The following is a 15345-nucleotide window of genomic DNA, read 5'->3' on the forward strand; positions in this document are numbered from 1 at the left end:
GATGGGTTTGCGACCGGGAGCGGCTCAATATGCGCCAGCGCACGGTCCCGTGGTGGCCCGCTTGGCAGAATGCAGGCCCCCAACGAGCAAGGATGCTCCGATGCGCCCCATCATCACGCTATTGCTGTGTCTCGCCCCAGTCCTGTCCTCGGCCCAATGTCCCGACTGGCCAGCCGAACGCGCCGAATTGGAAAGCCGTGCGCTGCAGCGACAACTCGCCGAATGGGACGATGCCTACCACCGTCAAGGGATCGCCCTGGTCGACGATGAAGTCTATGACCAGGCACTCAGCCGCCTGCGCCACTGGAATGAGTGTTTCGCGCATGGCTCCATCGCCCCGGCAGACGCGCTGGCGACCGTGGCGGGCGACGTGCCGCACCCGGTGGCCCAGACCGGACTAGCGAAACTCGCCGACCGCGCAGCCGTAGCCGACTGGATGGATCGCCGCACCGACCTTTGGCTCCAGCCGAAGGTCGACGGCGTCGCCGTGACGCTGCGCTACCGCAACGGCTCGCTGGTACAGGCCGTCAGCCGCGGCAACGGCAGCCGCGGTCAGGACTGGACGGCCCGTGCGCGTCAGCTACCGGCCATACCGGTCCAGCTGGCATCCGCTGGAGACATCGTCCTGCAGGGCGAACTCTATTGGCGGCTCGACCACCACGTTCAGGCCACAGCCGGCAGTGCCGGGGCGCGCGGTCAGGTCGCCGGGGCAATGGCGCGGCAGACGCTCGACCAGGCGACCGCCGGACAGATCGGCCTGTTCGTCTGGGATTGGCCCAACGGGCCGTCCGATATGCAGGCACGCCTGAACGGGCTGAAAGCTATGGGTTTCGAGCAAAGCGCCGCGCTGACCGTGCCCATCGACACGATCGCCGACGCCGCGCACTGGCGGGACCACTGGTTCCATCAGCCTCTGCCGTTCGCCAGCGATGGCATCGTGTTGCGCCAGGGCAAGCGGCCTGACAGCGATTCCTGGCAAGCCCAGCCGCCGAACTGGGCGGCTGCATGGAAATACCCGGTGCGCACGGCTGTCGCCCGCGTACGCCAAGTGCAGTTCAGCATCGGTCGCACGGGCAAGATCACGCCGGTGCTGGAGCTGGAGCCGTTGCAGCTCGACGACCGACGTATCAGCCGCGTCAGTCTTGGCTCCCTGGCGCGTTGGCACGAGGCGGACATCCGCCCCGACGATCAGGTCGCGATCGCCCTGGCCGGGCTGACCATCCCTCGCTACGACGGCGTAATCTGGCGCGCACAGCGCCGCCTGCCCATCGAGATTCCTGCCGCCGATGCCTATCACCCACTCAGCTGTTGGCAGGCCAAACCTGGCTGCGAGCAGCAATTCATGGCGCGTCTGGCCTGGCTCAGTGGCAAGCACGGCCTGGATCTGCCGCAGCTCGGCCCGGGTACTTGGCAGGCGTTGGTGGACTCCGGTCTGGTCACAGGTCTGCTCGACTGGTTGCAACTCGATCAGCGCCAGCTCGAATCGATCCCCGGTATTGGCCAAGCCAGCGCAAATACGCTGGCTGCCAGTTTTCAATTGGCTCGAGGGCGCTCCTTCGCAACCTGGATGCAGGCGTTGGGCATGCCGCCCAGCGGCGGCAGCGAACTGCCAGCCGACTGGGATAGCCTGGCGGCCACCAGCCTGGAGCAATGGCAAGCCAGGCCCGGTATCGGTGCGACAAGGGCTCGGCAGTTGCGCGCGTTCTTCACCGCGCCGGATGTCACGGAGTTGCGACGGCAGCTCCAGGCCACCGGGATAGCCGGCTTCTGACGGCACTTCGCTGGCCGAACCCAGTCATACGACATCGAGAATAAGAAAAAGGATCAGGCATGGCCGATCGACGAATCCTCTTCATGCTGTTGTTCAGTCTGTGCGGCGCGCAGGCCGTTGTTGCAGCGCCCGAGGCCGACAGCAGCTGCAGCGAGACCCGCGAGTACATCAGCCAGCAGATCAAGCAGGCGCGCCTGAACGGCGACACCAGCCAGCGTGCGGCATTGGAGGCGCGCCTGCATGGGCTCGCCGAACGCTGTCGCGGCGTCGTTGCGCTGCAATCCAATCACGACGAAATAGAGCGCGCGGAACAGTTGGTGACCACTCGCGAAGCACAGCTGCGCGGCGCGCTGAGCACGGGCAACCCGCAGGTCGTCGAGGTCAGCAAAAGGCGCCTGGACCAAGCCCGCCGCGCCCTGGAAAAGGCCAAGCGCTGACGGCGGGCGCGCCGCAGATGGTCAGAAGTTGCGGAACTTCTTGTGGCAGGCCTCGCAGGTGTCTTCGACACGCTGGAAGGCAGCCCCGACGCTCTCAGCGGTCACCGGCCCCTGGGTCGTCACCGTAACCAGCTCCGCGGTACGCGCTTCCAGCTCACGAGCCAACTCCTTGAAGCGCTCCTGCTGTTGCCAGACATCGTCCCGGGCCTCGCTCTGCTCTTCCTTGACCTCCGGGTAGTACTGCCAGGGCTGACGCGACAGCTCATCCAGCTTTGCCGCACCGGCGACGAAGCCATTGGAATCGAAAGCCAACCGGCCCCGCAGCATGCCACCGAGATCTTCCTTGGTATCGAGCATCTGTTGATAAATCGCCTTGCGCTTGCCCAGCGGCGAATTGGGATCGATGCGGTTGCAACCGACCAGAGCAAGGACGGCGACAAGCGACACACACAACGGCATCAGTTTCATGGCTCAACCACTCGGCTTACGAAGCCGGCGATTATCTACCCATGCGGCCGATTCACCAAACGCATCGCGCCTACTGCGACCATTCACCACCCGCACTCTCGCAGTCGATCTTGGCCTGGGCGCGGTCGGTCGCCTGGTAGTGGTACGTGACGATCCGGGCCTCCTTGGGCACGGTGGTCGGCAGGGTGCCGTTGTCCGCCTGGGTGCCGGTGGCGCGCTCGTTGGCCAGGGTTTCCGGTGTCAGCGCGGCGGTACAGACGCCGAAATGCCCCGCGGGACAGCTGTCGCGGATCTCCCGCTGGGAGTTCTTGATCGCCTCGTTGTCCTGGCACACCCAATCGATGGAATTGTCTTCCAAGCCTCGGTATTCGAAGCATTTTTCTGTCACAACTGGCGGTGGTACGGCGCCCGAGGTTTCGGCACTGACGTAGCAGGAGTTGGCGGCGGCCGGTAGGCTGAACGCGGCAAGCAGGGCAAACGGAACGGAACGAAACAAGAGGTTCATGCTGGTGCTCCTGTGGTTTCGCCCGGCGAGATTCACCAGAGCTCCCCGTTTGACCGCCCACCCACGAGCGCGTTCGGGCCAAGTCGCCTCCTGGGCGCTGCGTCCTGGCCGCGCGGGTTCGCCAGCACCGGAAGCCCTAGCGTCGCTGGCTCGCCTGGCCACGCAGCGCCAATCCGTAGCGGTGCCCGGCACCAATCGCTCCGATACCCGGTCCATTGCCTAACCCACCTGCGAAAGGTATCCGAGGAACCCATGCTCGAACTGTCGGCCATCTTCATCAGCCTCACGGCCCTGCTCGCCTATCTCAACTACCGTTTCATCGGCCTGCCACCGACCATCGGAGTCATGGCGACGGCGCTGGTATTTTCCGTGCTGCTGCATGCGCTGGCACTGCTGGGGCTACCTTCGATCGAGGAGCAGATCGAAACCCTGGTCGGGCGCATCGACTTCAACCATCTATTGATGGACGGCATGTTGTCCTTTCTGCTGTTCGCCGGCGCCCTGCACATCAACCTCGCCGACCTGCGCGCCCGGCGCTGGGCGATCGGCCTCCTGGCAACCCTCGGTGTGCTGTTTTCCACCGCCGTGATCGGCTTGGGCACCTGGTACATCCTCGGTCTGTTCGAGCAGCAGCCGCCGCTGATCTACTGCCTGCTATTCGGCGCGCTTATCTCGCCGACCGACCCCATCGCCGTGCTGGGCATCATGCGCTCGGCAGGAGCGCCGAAGGCGCTGGAAACCACGATCGTCGGCGAGTCGCTGTTCAACGACGGGGTCGCCGTGGTGGTGTTCACGGTGCTGTTGGGTGTGCTCGCGCGTGGTGAAGCGCCGGGTGCGGGAGAAGCCGTCTGGCTGTTCGTCGAGGAAGCCGGCGGCGGCATGTTGCTCGGTGGTCTGCTCGGCGCGCTGACCTTCGCCTTGCTGAAAAGCATCGATCAGTATCAGGTCGAGGTGCTGCTGACGCTCGCCCTGGTTCTCGGCGGCTATACCCTGGCGACGCACCTGCACGTATCGGGTCCGATCGCCATGGTGGTCGCGGGCCTGATCATCGGTAATCAGGGCCGCCGTCACGCGATGTCCGAGCACACCCGGGAAAACCTCGACAACTTCTGGGAATTGCTCGACGAAATCCTCAACGCCGTGCTCTTCGTGCTGATCGGCATGGAGCTGGTCTTGCTGCCCTTCAGCGCGCAGTACCTGCTGATCGCGCTGTGCGTGGCGCTGCTGATTCTCGGCACCCGCCTGATTGCCGTCGGCCCACCGGCACTGCTGCTACGCAAACTCGGCCGCGCCCTGCCGGACGGAACGGTACGCATCCTGACCTGGGGCGGACTGCGCGGCGGCATCTCGGTGGCCCTGGTCCTGGCGCTGCCGGCCAGCGACGAGCGCAATCTGCTGCTCAATATCACCTACCTGGTCGTGCTGTTCTCGATTCTCATCCAGGGCCTGACCATCGGCCGACTGGTACGGCGGATCTGCGGCGCCAGCCACAATGACCACTGACAGGCACAGCGCCGGGCTTGGGATTGCCTGGCGTCGCGGATATAATCGCCGGGTTTGACTCGGCCGACACCGTTCGGCCGTGCCCGCCACCTGTCCGAGGGGCGCTGCAGCAGACTTACCTTTCAGGGGTCTGTCAGGCTCGGATGGGGCGTTAACCATACGCATCAACGGCGCCCATTCGCACAAAACGAATGGAGAACTCTTCAATGAGTGCTGTCATGACGCCTGCCGGTTTCAACGATTTCAAAGTCGCCGACATTTCCCTGGCTGACTGGGGTCGCCGCGAGATCATCATCGCCGAATCGGAAATGCCCGCCCTGATGGGCCTGCGCCACAAGTACGCTGGCGAACAACCGCTCAAAGGCGCGAAGATCCTCGGCTGCATCCACATGACCATCCAGACCGCCGTACTGATCGAGACGCTGACCGCCCTCGGCGCCGAAGTCCGCTGGTCCAGCTGCAACATCTTCTCGACGCAGGACCAGGCCGCCGCCGCCATCGCCGCTGCCGGCATCCCGGTATTCGCCTGGAAGGGCGAAACCGAAGAAGAATACGAATGGTGCATCGAGCAGACCATCCTCAAGGACGGCCAGCCGTGGGACGCCAACATGATCCTCGACGACGGCGGCGATCTGACCCAGATCCTGCATGACAAGTACCCGCAGGTGCTCGAGCGCGTGCACGGCGTCACCGAAGAGACCACCACTGGCGTGCATCGCCTGCAGGACATGCTGAAGAAAGGAACCCTGAAGATCCCGGCGATCAACGTCAACGACTCGGTCACCAAGAGCAAGAACGACAACAAATACGGCTGCCGTCACAGCCTCAACGACGCCATCAAGCGCGCCACCGACCACCTGCTGTCCGGCAAGCAGGCACTGGTCATCGGCTACGGCGACGTGGGCAAGGGTTCGGCGCAATCGCTGCGTCAGGAAGGCATGATCGTCAAGGTCTCGGAAGTCGACCCGATCTGCGCCATGCAGGCCTGCATGGACGGCTTCGAGCTGGTCTCCCCGTACAAGGACGGCCTCAACGACGGCACCGACGCCAGCATCGACGCCGCGTTGTTGGGCAAGATCGACCTGATCGTCACCACCACCGGCAATGCCAACGTCTGTGACGCCGGCATGCTCAAGGCGCTGAAGAAGCGCGCCGTGGTATGCAACATCGGTCACTTCGACAACGAGATCGACACCGCCTTCATGCGCAAGAACTGGGCATGGGAAGAGGTCAAGCCGCAGGTGCACAAGATCCACCGTACCGGCCCGGGCAGCTTCGATGCGCAGAACGACGACTACCTGATCCTGCTGGCCGAAGGTCGCCTGGTTAACCTGGGCAATGCCACCGGCCACCCGAGCCGGATCATGGACGGCTCCTTCGCCAACCAGGTGCTGGCGCAGATCCACCTGTTCAACGAGAAGTTCGCCGACCTGCCGGTTGCCGAGAAGACCCAGAACGTCACCGTCATGGTCCTGCCGAAAAAGCTCGACGAGGAAGTCGCCGCCGAGATGGTCAAGGGCTTCGGTGGCGTCATCACCCGCCTGACCCCGAGCCAGGCCGAGTACATCGGTGTCCAGGTCGAAGGGCCGTTCAAGCCGGACTCTTACCGCTACTAAGAACCGCTGGAGGCCGGAAGGCTGGAGGCTGGACGAATAGCCGCATCGTATCGCTCTCTCGTCCAGCTTCTAGCCTCCAGCCTTTGTCGATAAGGAAGTTTCGGGCAGCGTGCTGTCCGACAGCCCCTGGATTTGTCATGAACGAACCCCAATCGAAACCCTCCATCAGCTTCGAGTTCTTCCCCACCAAGACCGATGCCGGGCACGAGAAACTGATGACCACCGCGCGCCGGCTGGCCGAGTGCAAGCCGGACTTTTTCTCCTGCACCTACGGCGCGGGCGGCTCGACGCGCGATCGCACCCTGAACACCGTGTTGCAACTCGATGGCGATGTGAAGGTGCCTACCGCGCCACACCTTTCCTGTGTCGGCGACAGCAAGCAGGAACTGCGCGAGCTGCTGAACCTGTACAAGAACGCCGGCATCAAGCGCATCGTTGCGCTGCGCGGCGATCTGCCGTCGGGCATGGGCATGGCCAGCGGCGAGCTGCGCTACGCCAATGAACTGGTCGAATTCATTCGCGCCGAAACGGGCGACCATTTTCATATCGAGATCGCGGCTTATCCGGAGATGCATCCGCAGGCGCGCAATTTCGAGGCGGATCTGGCCAACTTCGTACGCAAGGCCAAAGCCGGCGCCAACAGCGCCATCACTCAGTATTTCTTCAACGCCGACTGCTACTTCTACTTCGTCGATCGCGTTCGCAAGCTGGGCGTGGATACACCGATCGTGCCAGGCATCATGCCGATCACCAACTACAGCAAGCTGGCGCGCTTCTCCGACGCGTGCGGCGCCGAGATCCCGCGCTGGGTACGCAAGCAGCTGGAGGCGTACGGCGATGACGCCGAGAGCATCCAGGCTTTCGGCGAGCAGGTGATCAGCGAGATGTGCGAGAAGCTCATGGCGGGTGGTGCACCGGGCCTGCACTTCTACACCCTGAACCAGGCCGAACCCTGCCTGGCGATATGGGACAACCTCAAGCTGGCCAGCTGATCGTTGAATCAGCTCCCTGCAAAACAGGGAGCTGGTCAATGAACCTGCGAACTGCCACACTGTCCTAGCAATGCGGTGTTAACAGGCTCTGTTATACTCCGCACTTCCGCCAGGCTTACGCCCGGATGTCAGCATCTTTCAATGCGGCAGGACCGGACGGGATCGCACGCCAGTCGCGATTCGAGCCAGGCATGACCATCCCAGGGCATCGCCCTACACAAGACAGGATTACTCATGTCCTTTGCTTCCCTCGGTCTCTCCGAGGCTTTGGCCGGTGCCGTCGAGGCTGCCGGTTATACCCAGCCTACACCGGTGCAACAGCGGGCCATTCCCGCCGTGTTGCAAGGACGCGACCTGATGGTCGCCGCACAGACGGGAACCGGCAAGACCGGTGGCTTTGCCCTCCCCGTACTGGAAATTCTGTTCCCGGGCGGACACCCCGACCGTGAACACCGCCACGGCCCGCGCCAGCCGCGCGTGCTGGTGCTGACTCCGACGCGCGAACTCGCTGCTCAGGTCCATGACAGTTTCAAGGTCTATGCCCGCGACCTGCCGTTCAAGAGCGCCTGCATTTTCGGCGGCGTCGGCATGAACCCGCAGATCCAGGCCATCGCCAAGGGCCTCGACGTACTCGTCGCCTGCCCAGGCCGCCTGCTCGACCTGGCTAACCAGAAGGCTGTGGACCTGTCGCATGTGGAGATACTGGTCCTCGACGAAGCCGACCGCATGCTCGACATGGGCTTCATCCATGACGTCAAGAAGGTCCTCGCCAAGCTGCCGGCCAAGCGTCAGAACCTGCTGTTCTCGGCCACCTTTTCCAAGGACATCACCGATCTCGCCAGCAAGCTGCTGCACGAGCCGGAGCGCATCGAGGTCACGCCGCCGAACACCACGGTCGAGCGCATCGAGCAGCGCGTGTTCCGCCTGCCCGCCAGCCACAAGCGCGCCTTGCTGGCTCACCTGATCACCCAGGGTGCCTGGGAACAGGTACTGGTCTTCACTCGCACCAAGCATGGCGCCAACCGTCTCGCCGAGTATCTCGACAAGCATGGCCTGCCAGCCGTGGCGATTCACGGTAACAAGAGCCAGAACGCCCGCACCAAAGCGCTGGCGGACTTCAAGGCCAACGCCGTACGCATCCTGGTGGCGACCGATATCGCGGCACGCGGCCTGGATATCGATCAGCTGCCCCATGTGGTCAACTTCGAACTGCCTAACGTCGAGGAAGATTACGTCCACCGTATCGGCCGGACCGGCCGTGCCGGTCGCAGCGGCGAGGCGATCTCCCTGGTCGCCCCCGACGAGGAGAAGCTGCTCAAGGGCATCGAGCGGATGACCAAGCAGCGCATTCCCGACGGCGACCTGATGGGCTTCGACGCCAGCGCCGTCGAAGCGGAAAAGCCTGAAGTACGCGAACCCCGTCAACCGCGCCCGCCACGCAATGGCGAGCGCAAGCCCCGCGCGGCCAAGGCGGAAAGCCCCAGCGGCGAGCCGAAAGAACGCAATCGCCGCGGTCGGAACAAGTCGCGCAGCGCCGGCGCAGCCTCGAGCGCATCGACAGGCGCTGCTGCGGCCCCCGTCAGCCGCCCGCCACGCCTGCCCAGCGATCGCGATCCGGAAGTTTTTCTTGATGACGAAGTGGACAACTTCGGCAATCGCGTCGACTACGTCAGCCCGTACCAGAACAAGCAGGGTCGCGGCCGTCGTCCGGGCGCTCCCGCTCAGCCTGGCACGGGCCAGCCACGCGCTGCGGCGGGTCCACGCGGTGCAGGGGCCTCGACAGGGGCCGGCGCAGGCCAGGGCAAGGGCAAGCGTCAAGGCCAGGGCCAGTCGCGCGGCGGCCAGCCACGACGCAAGAACGAAGGCCGGCGCATCGACAACGAGCGCGGCGGACGTCAGGACGAAGTCGCAGCCAAGCCCAAGGAGAAGCAGCCGCTGATCATCCACAAGGAGTCGAAGCTCGACCGACTGCCCAGCGCCGAGCAGCTGGATCAGCTACCGACCAGACCTCGCGGTGAAAAGCCGGCGTTGCTGACGCGCAACCGCTGAACCGCTGAGACAAAAAAACGCCGCCCTTCGGGGCGGCGTTTTCATTTGCGCCTTGATCGCCCAGCAGTGACGCTCAGAGCCCTGCCGAGGGAAAGGTCGTCAGCCTTCGTCGGGCATCGTTTGCGCCGGCGCTTCCCAGCCGCCACCCAGCGCCTTGAACAGATTGACCTCGCTGATCATCTGGGCCAGGCGATCGGTGATGTACTGCTGTTGCACGTCGAATAGCTGGCGCTGGGCGTCAAGCAGCGTCAGGTAGCTGTCCACACCGGTCCGGTAGCGCCGTTCCGCCAGGCGGAAGTAGTCTTCGCTGGTGTCCAGCAGGTCGCGCTGTGCCTGCACTTGCCGCGTATAGGTGGACTGGGCAGCCAGGCCGTCGGCCACCTCGCGAAAGGCGGTCTGGATAGCCGTTTCGTACTGTGCCACCTGGATGTTGCGGCTGATTTCGGCGTAGTCGAGGTTGGCTCGAAGTTGGCCGGCATTGAAGATCGGCACGCTGATGCTCGGCGAAAAACTCCAGTAGCTCGAACCGCCATCGAACAAGCCGGACAACTCGCTGCTTGCCGTACCCGCAGCACCCGTCAGGCTGATGCGCGGGAAGAACGCCGCGCGCGCCGCGCCGATATTGGCGTTGGCCGCCTTGAGCTGATACTCCGCCTGGATGATGTCTGGACGCTTTTGCAGCAGATCGGATGGCAGACCGACAGGCAACGCGGCCAGTTGATCGCGCTCCAGTTGGCCGGGTGCCGGCAGGTTGCCGGGGATGTTCTGGCCAAGCAGCAGGGTCAGCGCATTGCGATCCTGCGCGACCTGGCGTGTGTACTGTTCGATGCGGACCCGCGCCGTATCCACGGCACTGCGTGCCTGACTCAGATCGAGCGCCGAGGCAACGCCGACGTCGAAGCTATGCTGCGTCAAACCGAGGCTTTGCTCGTAGGTCTTGAGAGTGTCGCGACTGACCTGCAACAGGGCCTGATCGGCCTGTAACGTCAGCCAGGCGTTGGCAACGCTGGCAATCAGGCTGATCTGCGTGCTGCGCTGCGCCGCTTCGGTGGCAAAATACTCCTGCAGCGCCTGCTCTCGCAGACTGCCGAGGCGACCGAACAAATCCAGCTCCCAGGACACGCCGAGCGTTGCGCTGTATTGGCTGCTGATCGCGCTCTGCCCGGTCTGGTTGAGGTCGCCAGGCGTCCGCGTGCGACTGCCGGTACCGTCAGCGCTCACGGCAGGTAGCAGGTCGGCTCTCTGAATGCGGTACAGCGCACGATAGGCATCGACGTTGAGCGCCGCGACACGCAGGTCGCGGTTATTTTCCAGTGCCACACCGATCAGTTGGCGCAGTGCCGGGTCACGGAAAAAGGTTTGCCAGTCGAGATTCTCCTGCCCCAGAGCCGCGCTGGAAGCGCCGTCATAGGCCTCGCCTTCCGGCCAGTTGGCCGCCGTAGGCGCATCGGGAGGCTGATACTCGGGGATCAGGGAGCAACCGCTCAGCGCAGCCATCAGCGCCACGGCCATTACCGACTTGTTCATTGCGCATCTCCCTTCGGTTCTTCAGCGACCTTTTTTCTGCGCTCACTCAGCGAAGACACCACGACATAAAACAGCGGCACCCAGAATATCGCCAACAACAGGGCGCTGAGCATGCCGCCTATCACGCCCGTACCAATCGCATGCTTGCTGCCCGCGCCCGCCCCGCTGGAAATCGCCAGCGGAAGCACGCCGAGCATGAACGCCAGCGAGGTCATCACGATAGGCCGCAGACGTATGCGGCACGCTTCGATCGCCGCGTCGACCAGCGTCATGCCCTGCTCGTGCAGCGTCTTGGCAAACTCGACGATCAGGATCGCGTTACGCGCCGACAAGCCAATGGTGGTCAGCAGCCCCACCTGGAAGAAGACGTCATTGGACAACCCACGCCCCATGGTGAACGCCAGCGCGCCGACGATACCCAGCGGCACGACCAACATGACCGAGAAGGGAATCGCCCAGCTCTCGTACAGCGCCGCGAGCGCGAGGAACACCACCAGCAGCGACAGGGCATACAGTGCTGGGGCCTGCGAACCGGACAGGCGCTCCTCGTAGGATTGCCCCGTCCAGGAGTAGCCGATACCGGCGGGCAATTGCTCCGCGATCCGCTCGACCGCGGCCATGGCCTCACCGGAGCTGTAGCCCGGTGCGGCCGAGCCGAGAATCTCCATTGCCGGCACGCCATTGAAACGCGTCAGTTTGGGCGGCCCATAGGTCCATTCGCCAGAGGCGAAGGCAGTGAACGGCACCATCTCGCCCGCATCGTTACGCACATACCACTTGCCGAGATCCTCCGGATTCATCCGTGAGCTGGGCTCGCCCTGCATGTAGACGCGCTTGACGCGCCCGCGGTCGATGAAGTCGTTGACGTAGCTCGAACCCCAGGCGATGGACAGCGAGTCGTTGATCGCTGCGAGCGAAACCCCGTGGGCACGCGCCTTTTCATCGTCGATGATCAGGTGGTACTGCGGCTCGTCCCGCAGGCCGTTGAAGCGAACCCCGGTCAATACCGGATCCTGCCCCGCCAGCTCCATGAACTTGTCGCGCGCCTGGGTCAGGGCCTCGTGACCGAGCCCGGCCTGATCCTGCAGATAGACGTCGAAACCGGTGGCGTTGCCCAACTCCATCACCGCAGGCGGTGCGAAGGCGAACACCATGGCGTCGCGCAGGCTGAAGAAATAGCCCTGGGCACGCTGGGCCAGATCGAACACGCCCTGCCCGGACTCGGTGCGCTCTTCCCAGGGCTTGAGCATGATGAAGGCCATGCCGGAGCTCTGACCGCGACCGGCGAAGTTGAAGCCGGTGATGGTGAAGACCGAACGGACCGTCTCGCTTTCCTCGTTCAGCAAATAGTCGCGCATCTGCTCGACCACTTCCTGGGTGCGGTTGGCGGTCGAACCGGCAGGCGTCTGCACCTGGGCGAACAGCACGCCCTGGTCTTCCTCGGGCAGGAACGCGGTGGGAATGCGGGTGAACATCCAGATCATCACGCCGACGATCAGCAGATACATCAGCAGGTAGGGCACCTTGCGCCGCAGCAGACCTGCAACACCGCGCTCGTAGCGCTGGGTACCGCGATCGAACGTGCGGTTGAACCAGCCGAAGAAGCCACGCTTGCCTTCATGCTCGCCGTCATGCGGCTTGAGGATGGTCGCGCACAGCGCCGGCGTGAAGATCAGCGCGACCAGCACCGACAGCACCATGGCCGAGACGATGGTGATGGAGAACTGGCGGTAGATTACTCCTGTGGATCCGCCGAAGAAGGCCATCGGCAGCAATACGGCCGACAGCACCACGCCGATACCCACCAGCGCGCTCTGGATCTGGCCCATGGATTTGCGCGTCGCTTCCCTGGCCGAGAGCCCTTCCTCGCGCATCACCCGTTCGACGTTCTCCACCACCACGATGGCGTCGTCCACCAGCAATCCGATCGCCAGGATCATGGCGAACATGGTGAGCGTGTTAATGCTGTATCCGAACGTCAGCAGGATCGCGAAGGTGCCGAGGATGACCACCGGTACGGCCAGCGTCGGGATCAGCGTCGCCCGGAGGTTCTGCAGGAACAGGAACATCACCAGGAAAACCAGGACGAAGGCTTCGAGGAGCGTATGCACCACGCCCTCGATCGACGCCGAGATCACCGGCGTGGTGTCGTAGGGATAGACCACCTCGACGCCCGGCGGAAAGAAGGGTTCCAGCTCGGAGATGGTCTGGCGCACCGCATTGGCGGTGTCCAGCGCGTTGCCGCCCGCGGCCAGGCGAATACCCAGACCCGCAGCCGGCTGGCCGTTGTACTGAGCGTTGATCGCATAGTTCTCGGCGCCGAGCTCGACCTTGGCGACGTCGCTCAGGCGCACCTGCGAGCCGTCGGCATTGACCTTCAACAGGATCTTGCGGAACTGCTCGGGCGTCTCCAGGCGCGTCTTGCCGATGATCGTGGCGTTCAGTTGCTGGGTCTCGATGGCAGGCAGGCCGCCAAGCTGACCGGACGACACCTGGACGTTCTGCTCCTGGATGGCCGAACGAACGTCGACAGCGGTCAGCTGATACTGCTGCAGCTTGGCCGGATCGAGCCAGATACGCATCGCGTATTGGGCACCGAACACCTGGAAGTCACCGACACCCTGGGTGCGCGAGATTGGATCCTGGATATTGGCCACGATGTAGTTGGCCAGATCGAAGTTGCTCTGCCGACCATCCTTGGACACCAGCGCCACCACCATCAGGAAGTTGCGCGCCGACTTGGAAACGCGGATGCCCTGCTGCTGGACCTGCTGCGGCAGCAGCGGCGTCGCCAGCTGCAGCTTGTTCTGTACCTGGACCTGAGCGATGTCGGGGTTGGTGCCCTGCTCGAAGGTCACGTTGATGGTCATGCTGCCGTCGGAGTTGCTCTCCGAGAAGATATAGCGCAGCCCATCGAGACCATTGAGCTGCTGCTCGATGACCTGGACGACCGTGTCCTGGACGGTTTGCGCCGAAGCGCCCGGGTAGTTGACCGAGATCGCCACGTTGGGCGGTGCGATGCTGGGATATTGATTGACCGGCAGATTGAGAATCGCCAGCGTGCCGGCAAGCATCAGCACCAGGGCGATGACCCAGGCGAAGATCGGCCGATCGATGAAGAACTTGGACATATCGGGTTATTCCCCCTGGCCGGCAGCGGGTGCCGCAGCGGCCTGCTCAGCGGGCTGCCCGGCAGCCGGGCCGGCCTGTTGAACGTTGCCGGCCGGATGTGGATCGACCTCGACACCGGGGCGAATGAACTGCAGGCCTTCGGTGATGACCCGGTCGCCAGGTTGCAGGCCTTCGCTGATCAGCCAGCGGTTGCCCACCGCACGTTCGGTCTTGATCTGGCGCAGCTCGACCTTGTTGTCCGTGCCAACCACCATCGCGGTCGGCTCGCCGCGAGCATTACGGGTCACGCCCTGCTGCGGCACCAGCAAGGCCTGCTCGCGCACGCCGGCTAGCAGCCGCGCGTGGACGAACATACCGGGCAGCAGGTTTTTCTCCGGATTCGGGAACACGGCGCGCAGGGTGACCGAACCGGTGCCTTCATCCACCGCCACCTCAGAGACTTCCAGGGTACCGTCACGCGAATACTCGGAGCCGTTCGGCAGGATCAGCCGGGCTTTGGCCGCGCTGTCACTGGCCTGCTGCAGCCGACCGCTTTCAAGGTCGTTGCGCAGGGCGATCAGGTCCTGCACCGGCTGGGTTACGTCGACGTAGATCGGATCGAGCTGCTGGATGGTCGCCAACTGCTGCGCCTGACCGTTGCTGACCAGGGCGCCTTCGGTCACTGCCGAGCGGCCGATGCGGCCGGAGATGGGTGCGAGCACTTTGGTGTAGCGAAGATCGATCTTCGCTCGCTCGAGCTCGGCCTGCGCCTGCAGCGACGCCGCACGGGCCTCGTCATAGGCCTGTTGGCTCACCGCCTGCTCCTTGACCAGCAAGCCATAGCGATCGGACAGCGACTTGGCCGAAGCCAGCCGTGCCTCGGCACTTTTCAGCGTGGCCTCGTAAACGGACGGATCGATCTGATACAGCTGTTGCCCTTGCTTCACCTCACTGCCTTCGGTGAACAAGCGCTTCTGAATGATCCCGCTGACCTGCGGCCGGACCTCGGCCACCCGGTAGGCGGTGGTGCGACCCGGCAGCTCGGTAGTCTGGGCGAACGGCTCGGCCTCCAGGGTCACGATACCCACCTGCGGCTTTGGCTGGGGCTTGCCCCCGCCGGCGTGCTCGGCCTGGTCATCGCGGCAACCGCCGAGCAGGATCGCAGCGGCAAGAAAGGGGATCAGAGCAGCACTGGCTTGCTTGATTGACATCGAACGCGACCTCATTGAACAGACAGTCCCAGAGCTAGATGGCTCGGACAGACTCGAATGGCAGAATGTGAGGAATATACTTACATTCAAGACTGTCTGTAAACAGATGATCGTGTCTGTGACGCGCCACCGGGACGACTAGCGCAGTTCTTTTG

At 64.0% G+C, this 15345-nt stretch carries 11 protein-coding genes and 1 riboswitch; of the genes, 6 read left to right on the top strand and 5 right to left on the bottom strand.

Going from position 1 to position 15345, the window contains the following annotated elements; translation table 11 throughout:
* Window positions 1-100: 100 nt before the first annotated feature.
* Together ligB and KCX70_RS20235 are read left to right on the top strand one after the other, a co-directional pair.
* Window positions 101-1771, top strand: coding sequence for an NAD-dependent DNA ligase LigB (gene ligB, locus KCX70_RS20230; protein ID WP_212618619.1), 1671 nt, complete (start codon window positions 101-103; stop codon window positions 1769-1771).
* 59 nt (window positions 1772-1830) lie between these two features.
* Window positions 1831-2208: a DUF1090 family protein gene (locus KCX70_RS20235; RefSeq protein ID WP_212618620.1), complete on the top strand. Its 378-nt coding sequence runs from the start codon at window positions 1831-1833 to the stop codon at window positions 2206-2208.
* Window positions 2209-2229: 21 nt separating this feature from the next.
* Here the strand turns inward: KCX70_RS20235 and KCX70_RS20240 are convergent, their stop codons facing one another.
* A complete protein-coding gene (locus KCX70_RS20240; protein ID WP_021206002.1) occupies window positions 2230-2676 on the bottom strand; it encodes a c-type cytochrome in 447 nt (148 codons plus the stop codon).
* 70 nt (window positions 2677-2746) lie between these two features.
* Window positions 2747-3181 (bottom strand): hypothetical protein, encoded by a 435-nt coding sequence (locus KCX70_RS20245; RefSeq protein ID WP_021206003.1) that lies wholly within the window; start codon window positions 3179-3181, stop codon window positions 2747-2749.
* Between the two features lie 252 nt (window positions 3182-3433).
* On the opposite strand from KCX70_RS20245, the gene KCX70_RS20250 reads away from it, so the two are divergent.
* From KCX70_RS20250 to KCX70_RS20265, 4 genes are all read left to right on the top strand, one after another.
* Window positions 3434-4684: a cation:proton antiporter gene (locus tag KCX70_RS20250; RefSeq protein WP_212618621.1), complete on the top strand. Its 1251-nt coding sequence runs from the start codon at window positions 3434-3436 to the stop codon at window positions 4682-4684.
* 90 nt (window positions 4685-4774) lie between these two features.
* Window positions 4775-4867, top strand: a riboswitch (S-adenosyl-L-homocysteine riboswitch).
* Between the two features lie 23 nt (window positions 4868-4890).
* The gene (gene ahcY, locus KCX70_RS20255; RefSeq protein ID WP_102846881.1) at window positions 4891-6300 is read left to right on the top strand and encodes an adenosylhomocysteinase; all 1410 of its coding nucleotides are present in this window, start codon (window positions 4891-4893) and stop codon (window positions 6298-6300) included.
* Window positions 6301-6437: 137 nt separating this feature from the next.
* Entirely contained in the window at window positions 6438-7292 is an 855-nt protein-coding gene (gene metF / locus KCX70_RS20260) for a methylenetetrahydrofolate reductase [NAD(P)H] (protein ID WP_212618622.1), read from the top strand.
* Window positions 7293-7526: 234 nt separating this feature from the next.
* Window positions 7527-9341 carry a DEAD/DEAH box helicase gene (locus tag KCX70_RS20265; protein ID WP_021206007.1) on the top strand — a complete coding sequence of 605 codons (1815 nt, stop codon included), beginning with the start codon at window positions 7527-7529 and terminating at the stop codon, window positions 9339-9341.
* 99 nt (window positions 9342-9440) lie between these two features.
* Here the strand turns inward: KCX70_RS20265 and adeC are convergent, their stop codons facing one another.
* Genes adeC through KCX70_RS20280 form a run of 3 tightly spaced genes read right to left on the bottom strand, consistent with a single transcriptional unit; the run spans window position 9441 to window position 15190 of the window.
* Window positions 9441-10868 (bottom strand): AdeC/AdeK/OprM family multidrug efflux complex outer membrane factor, encoded by a 1428-nt coding sequence (gene adeC, locus KCX70_RS20270; RefSeq protein WP_212618623.1) that lies wholly within the window; start codon window positions 10866-10868, stop codon window positions 9441-9443.
* Window positions 10865-13999 (bottom strand): efflux RND transporter permease subunit, encoded by a 3135-nt coding sequence (locus KCX70_RS20275; protein WP_021206009.1) that lies wholly within the window; start codon window positions 13997-13999, stop codon window positions 10865-10867. Before KCX70_RS20275 ends, adeC begins: the two co-directional genes overlap by 4 nt.
* Before the next feature lie 6 nt (window positions 14000-14005).
* On the bottom strand, window positions 14006-15190 hold the full coding sequence (locus tag KCX70_RS20280) for an efflux RND transporter periplasmic adaptor subunit (protein ID WP_212618624.1): 1185 nt from the start codon (window positions 15188-15190) through the stop codon (window positions 14006-14008).
* Window positions 15191-15345: the final 155 nt, after the last annotated feature.

It is taken from the genome of Stutzerimonas stutzeri, from assembly GCF_018138085.1.
GTDB lineage: Bacteria > Pseudomonadota > Gammaproteobacteria > Pseudomonadales > Pseudomonadaceae > Stutzerimonas > Stutzerimonas stutzeri_AI.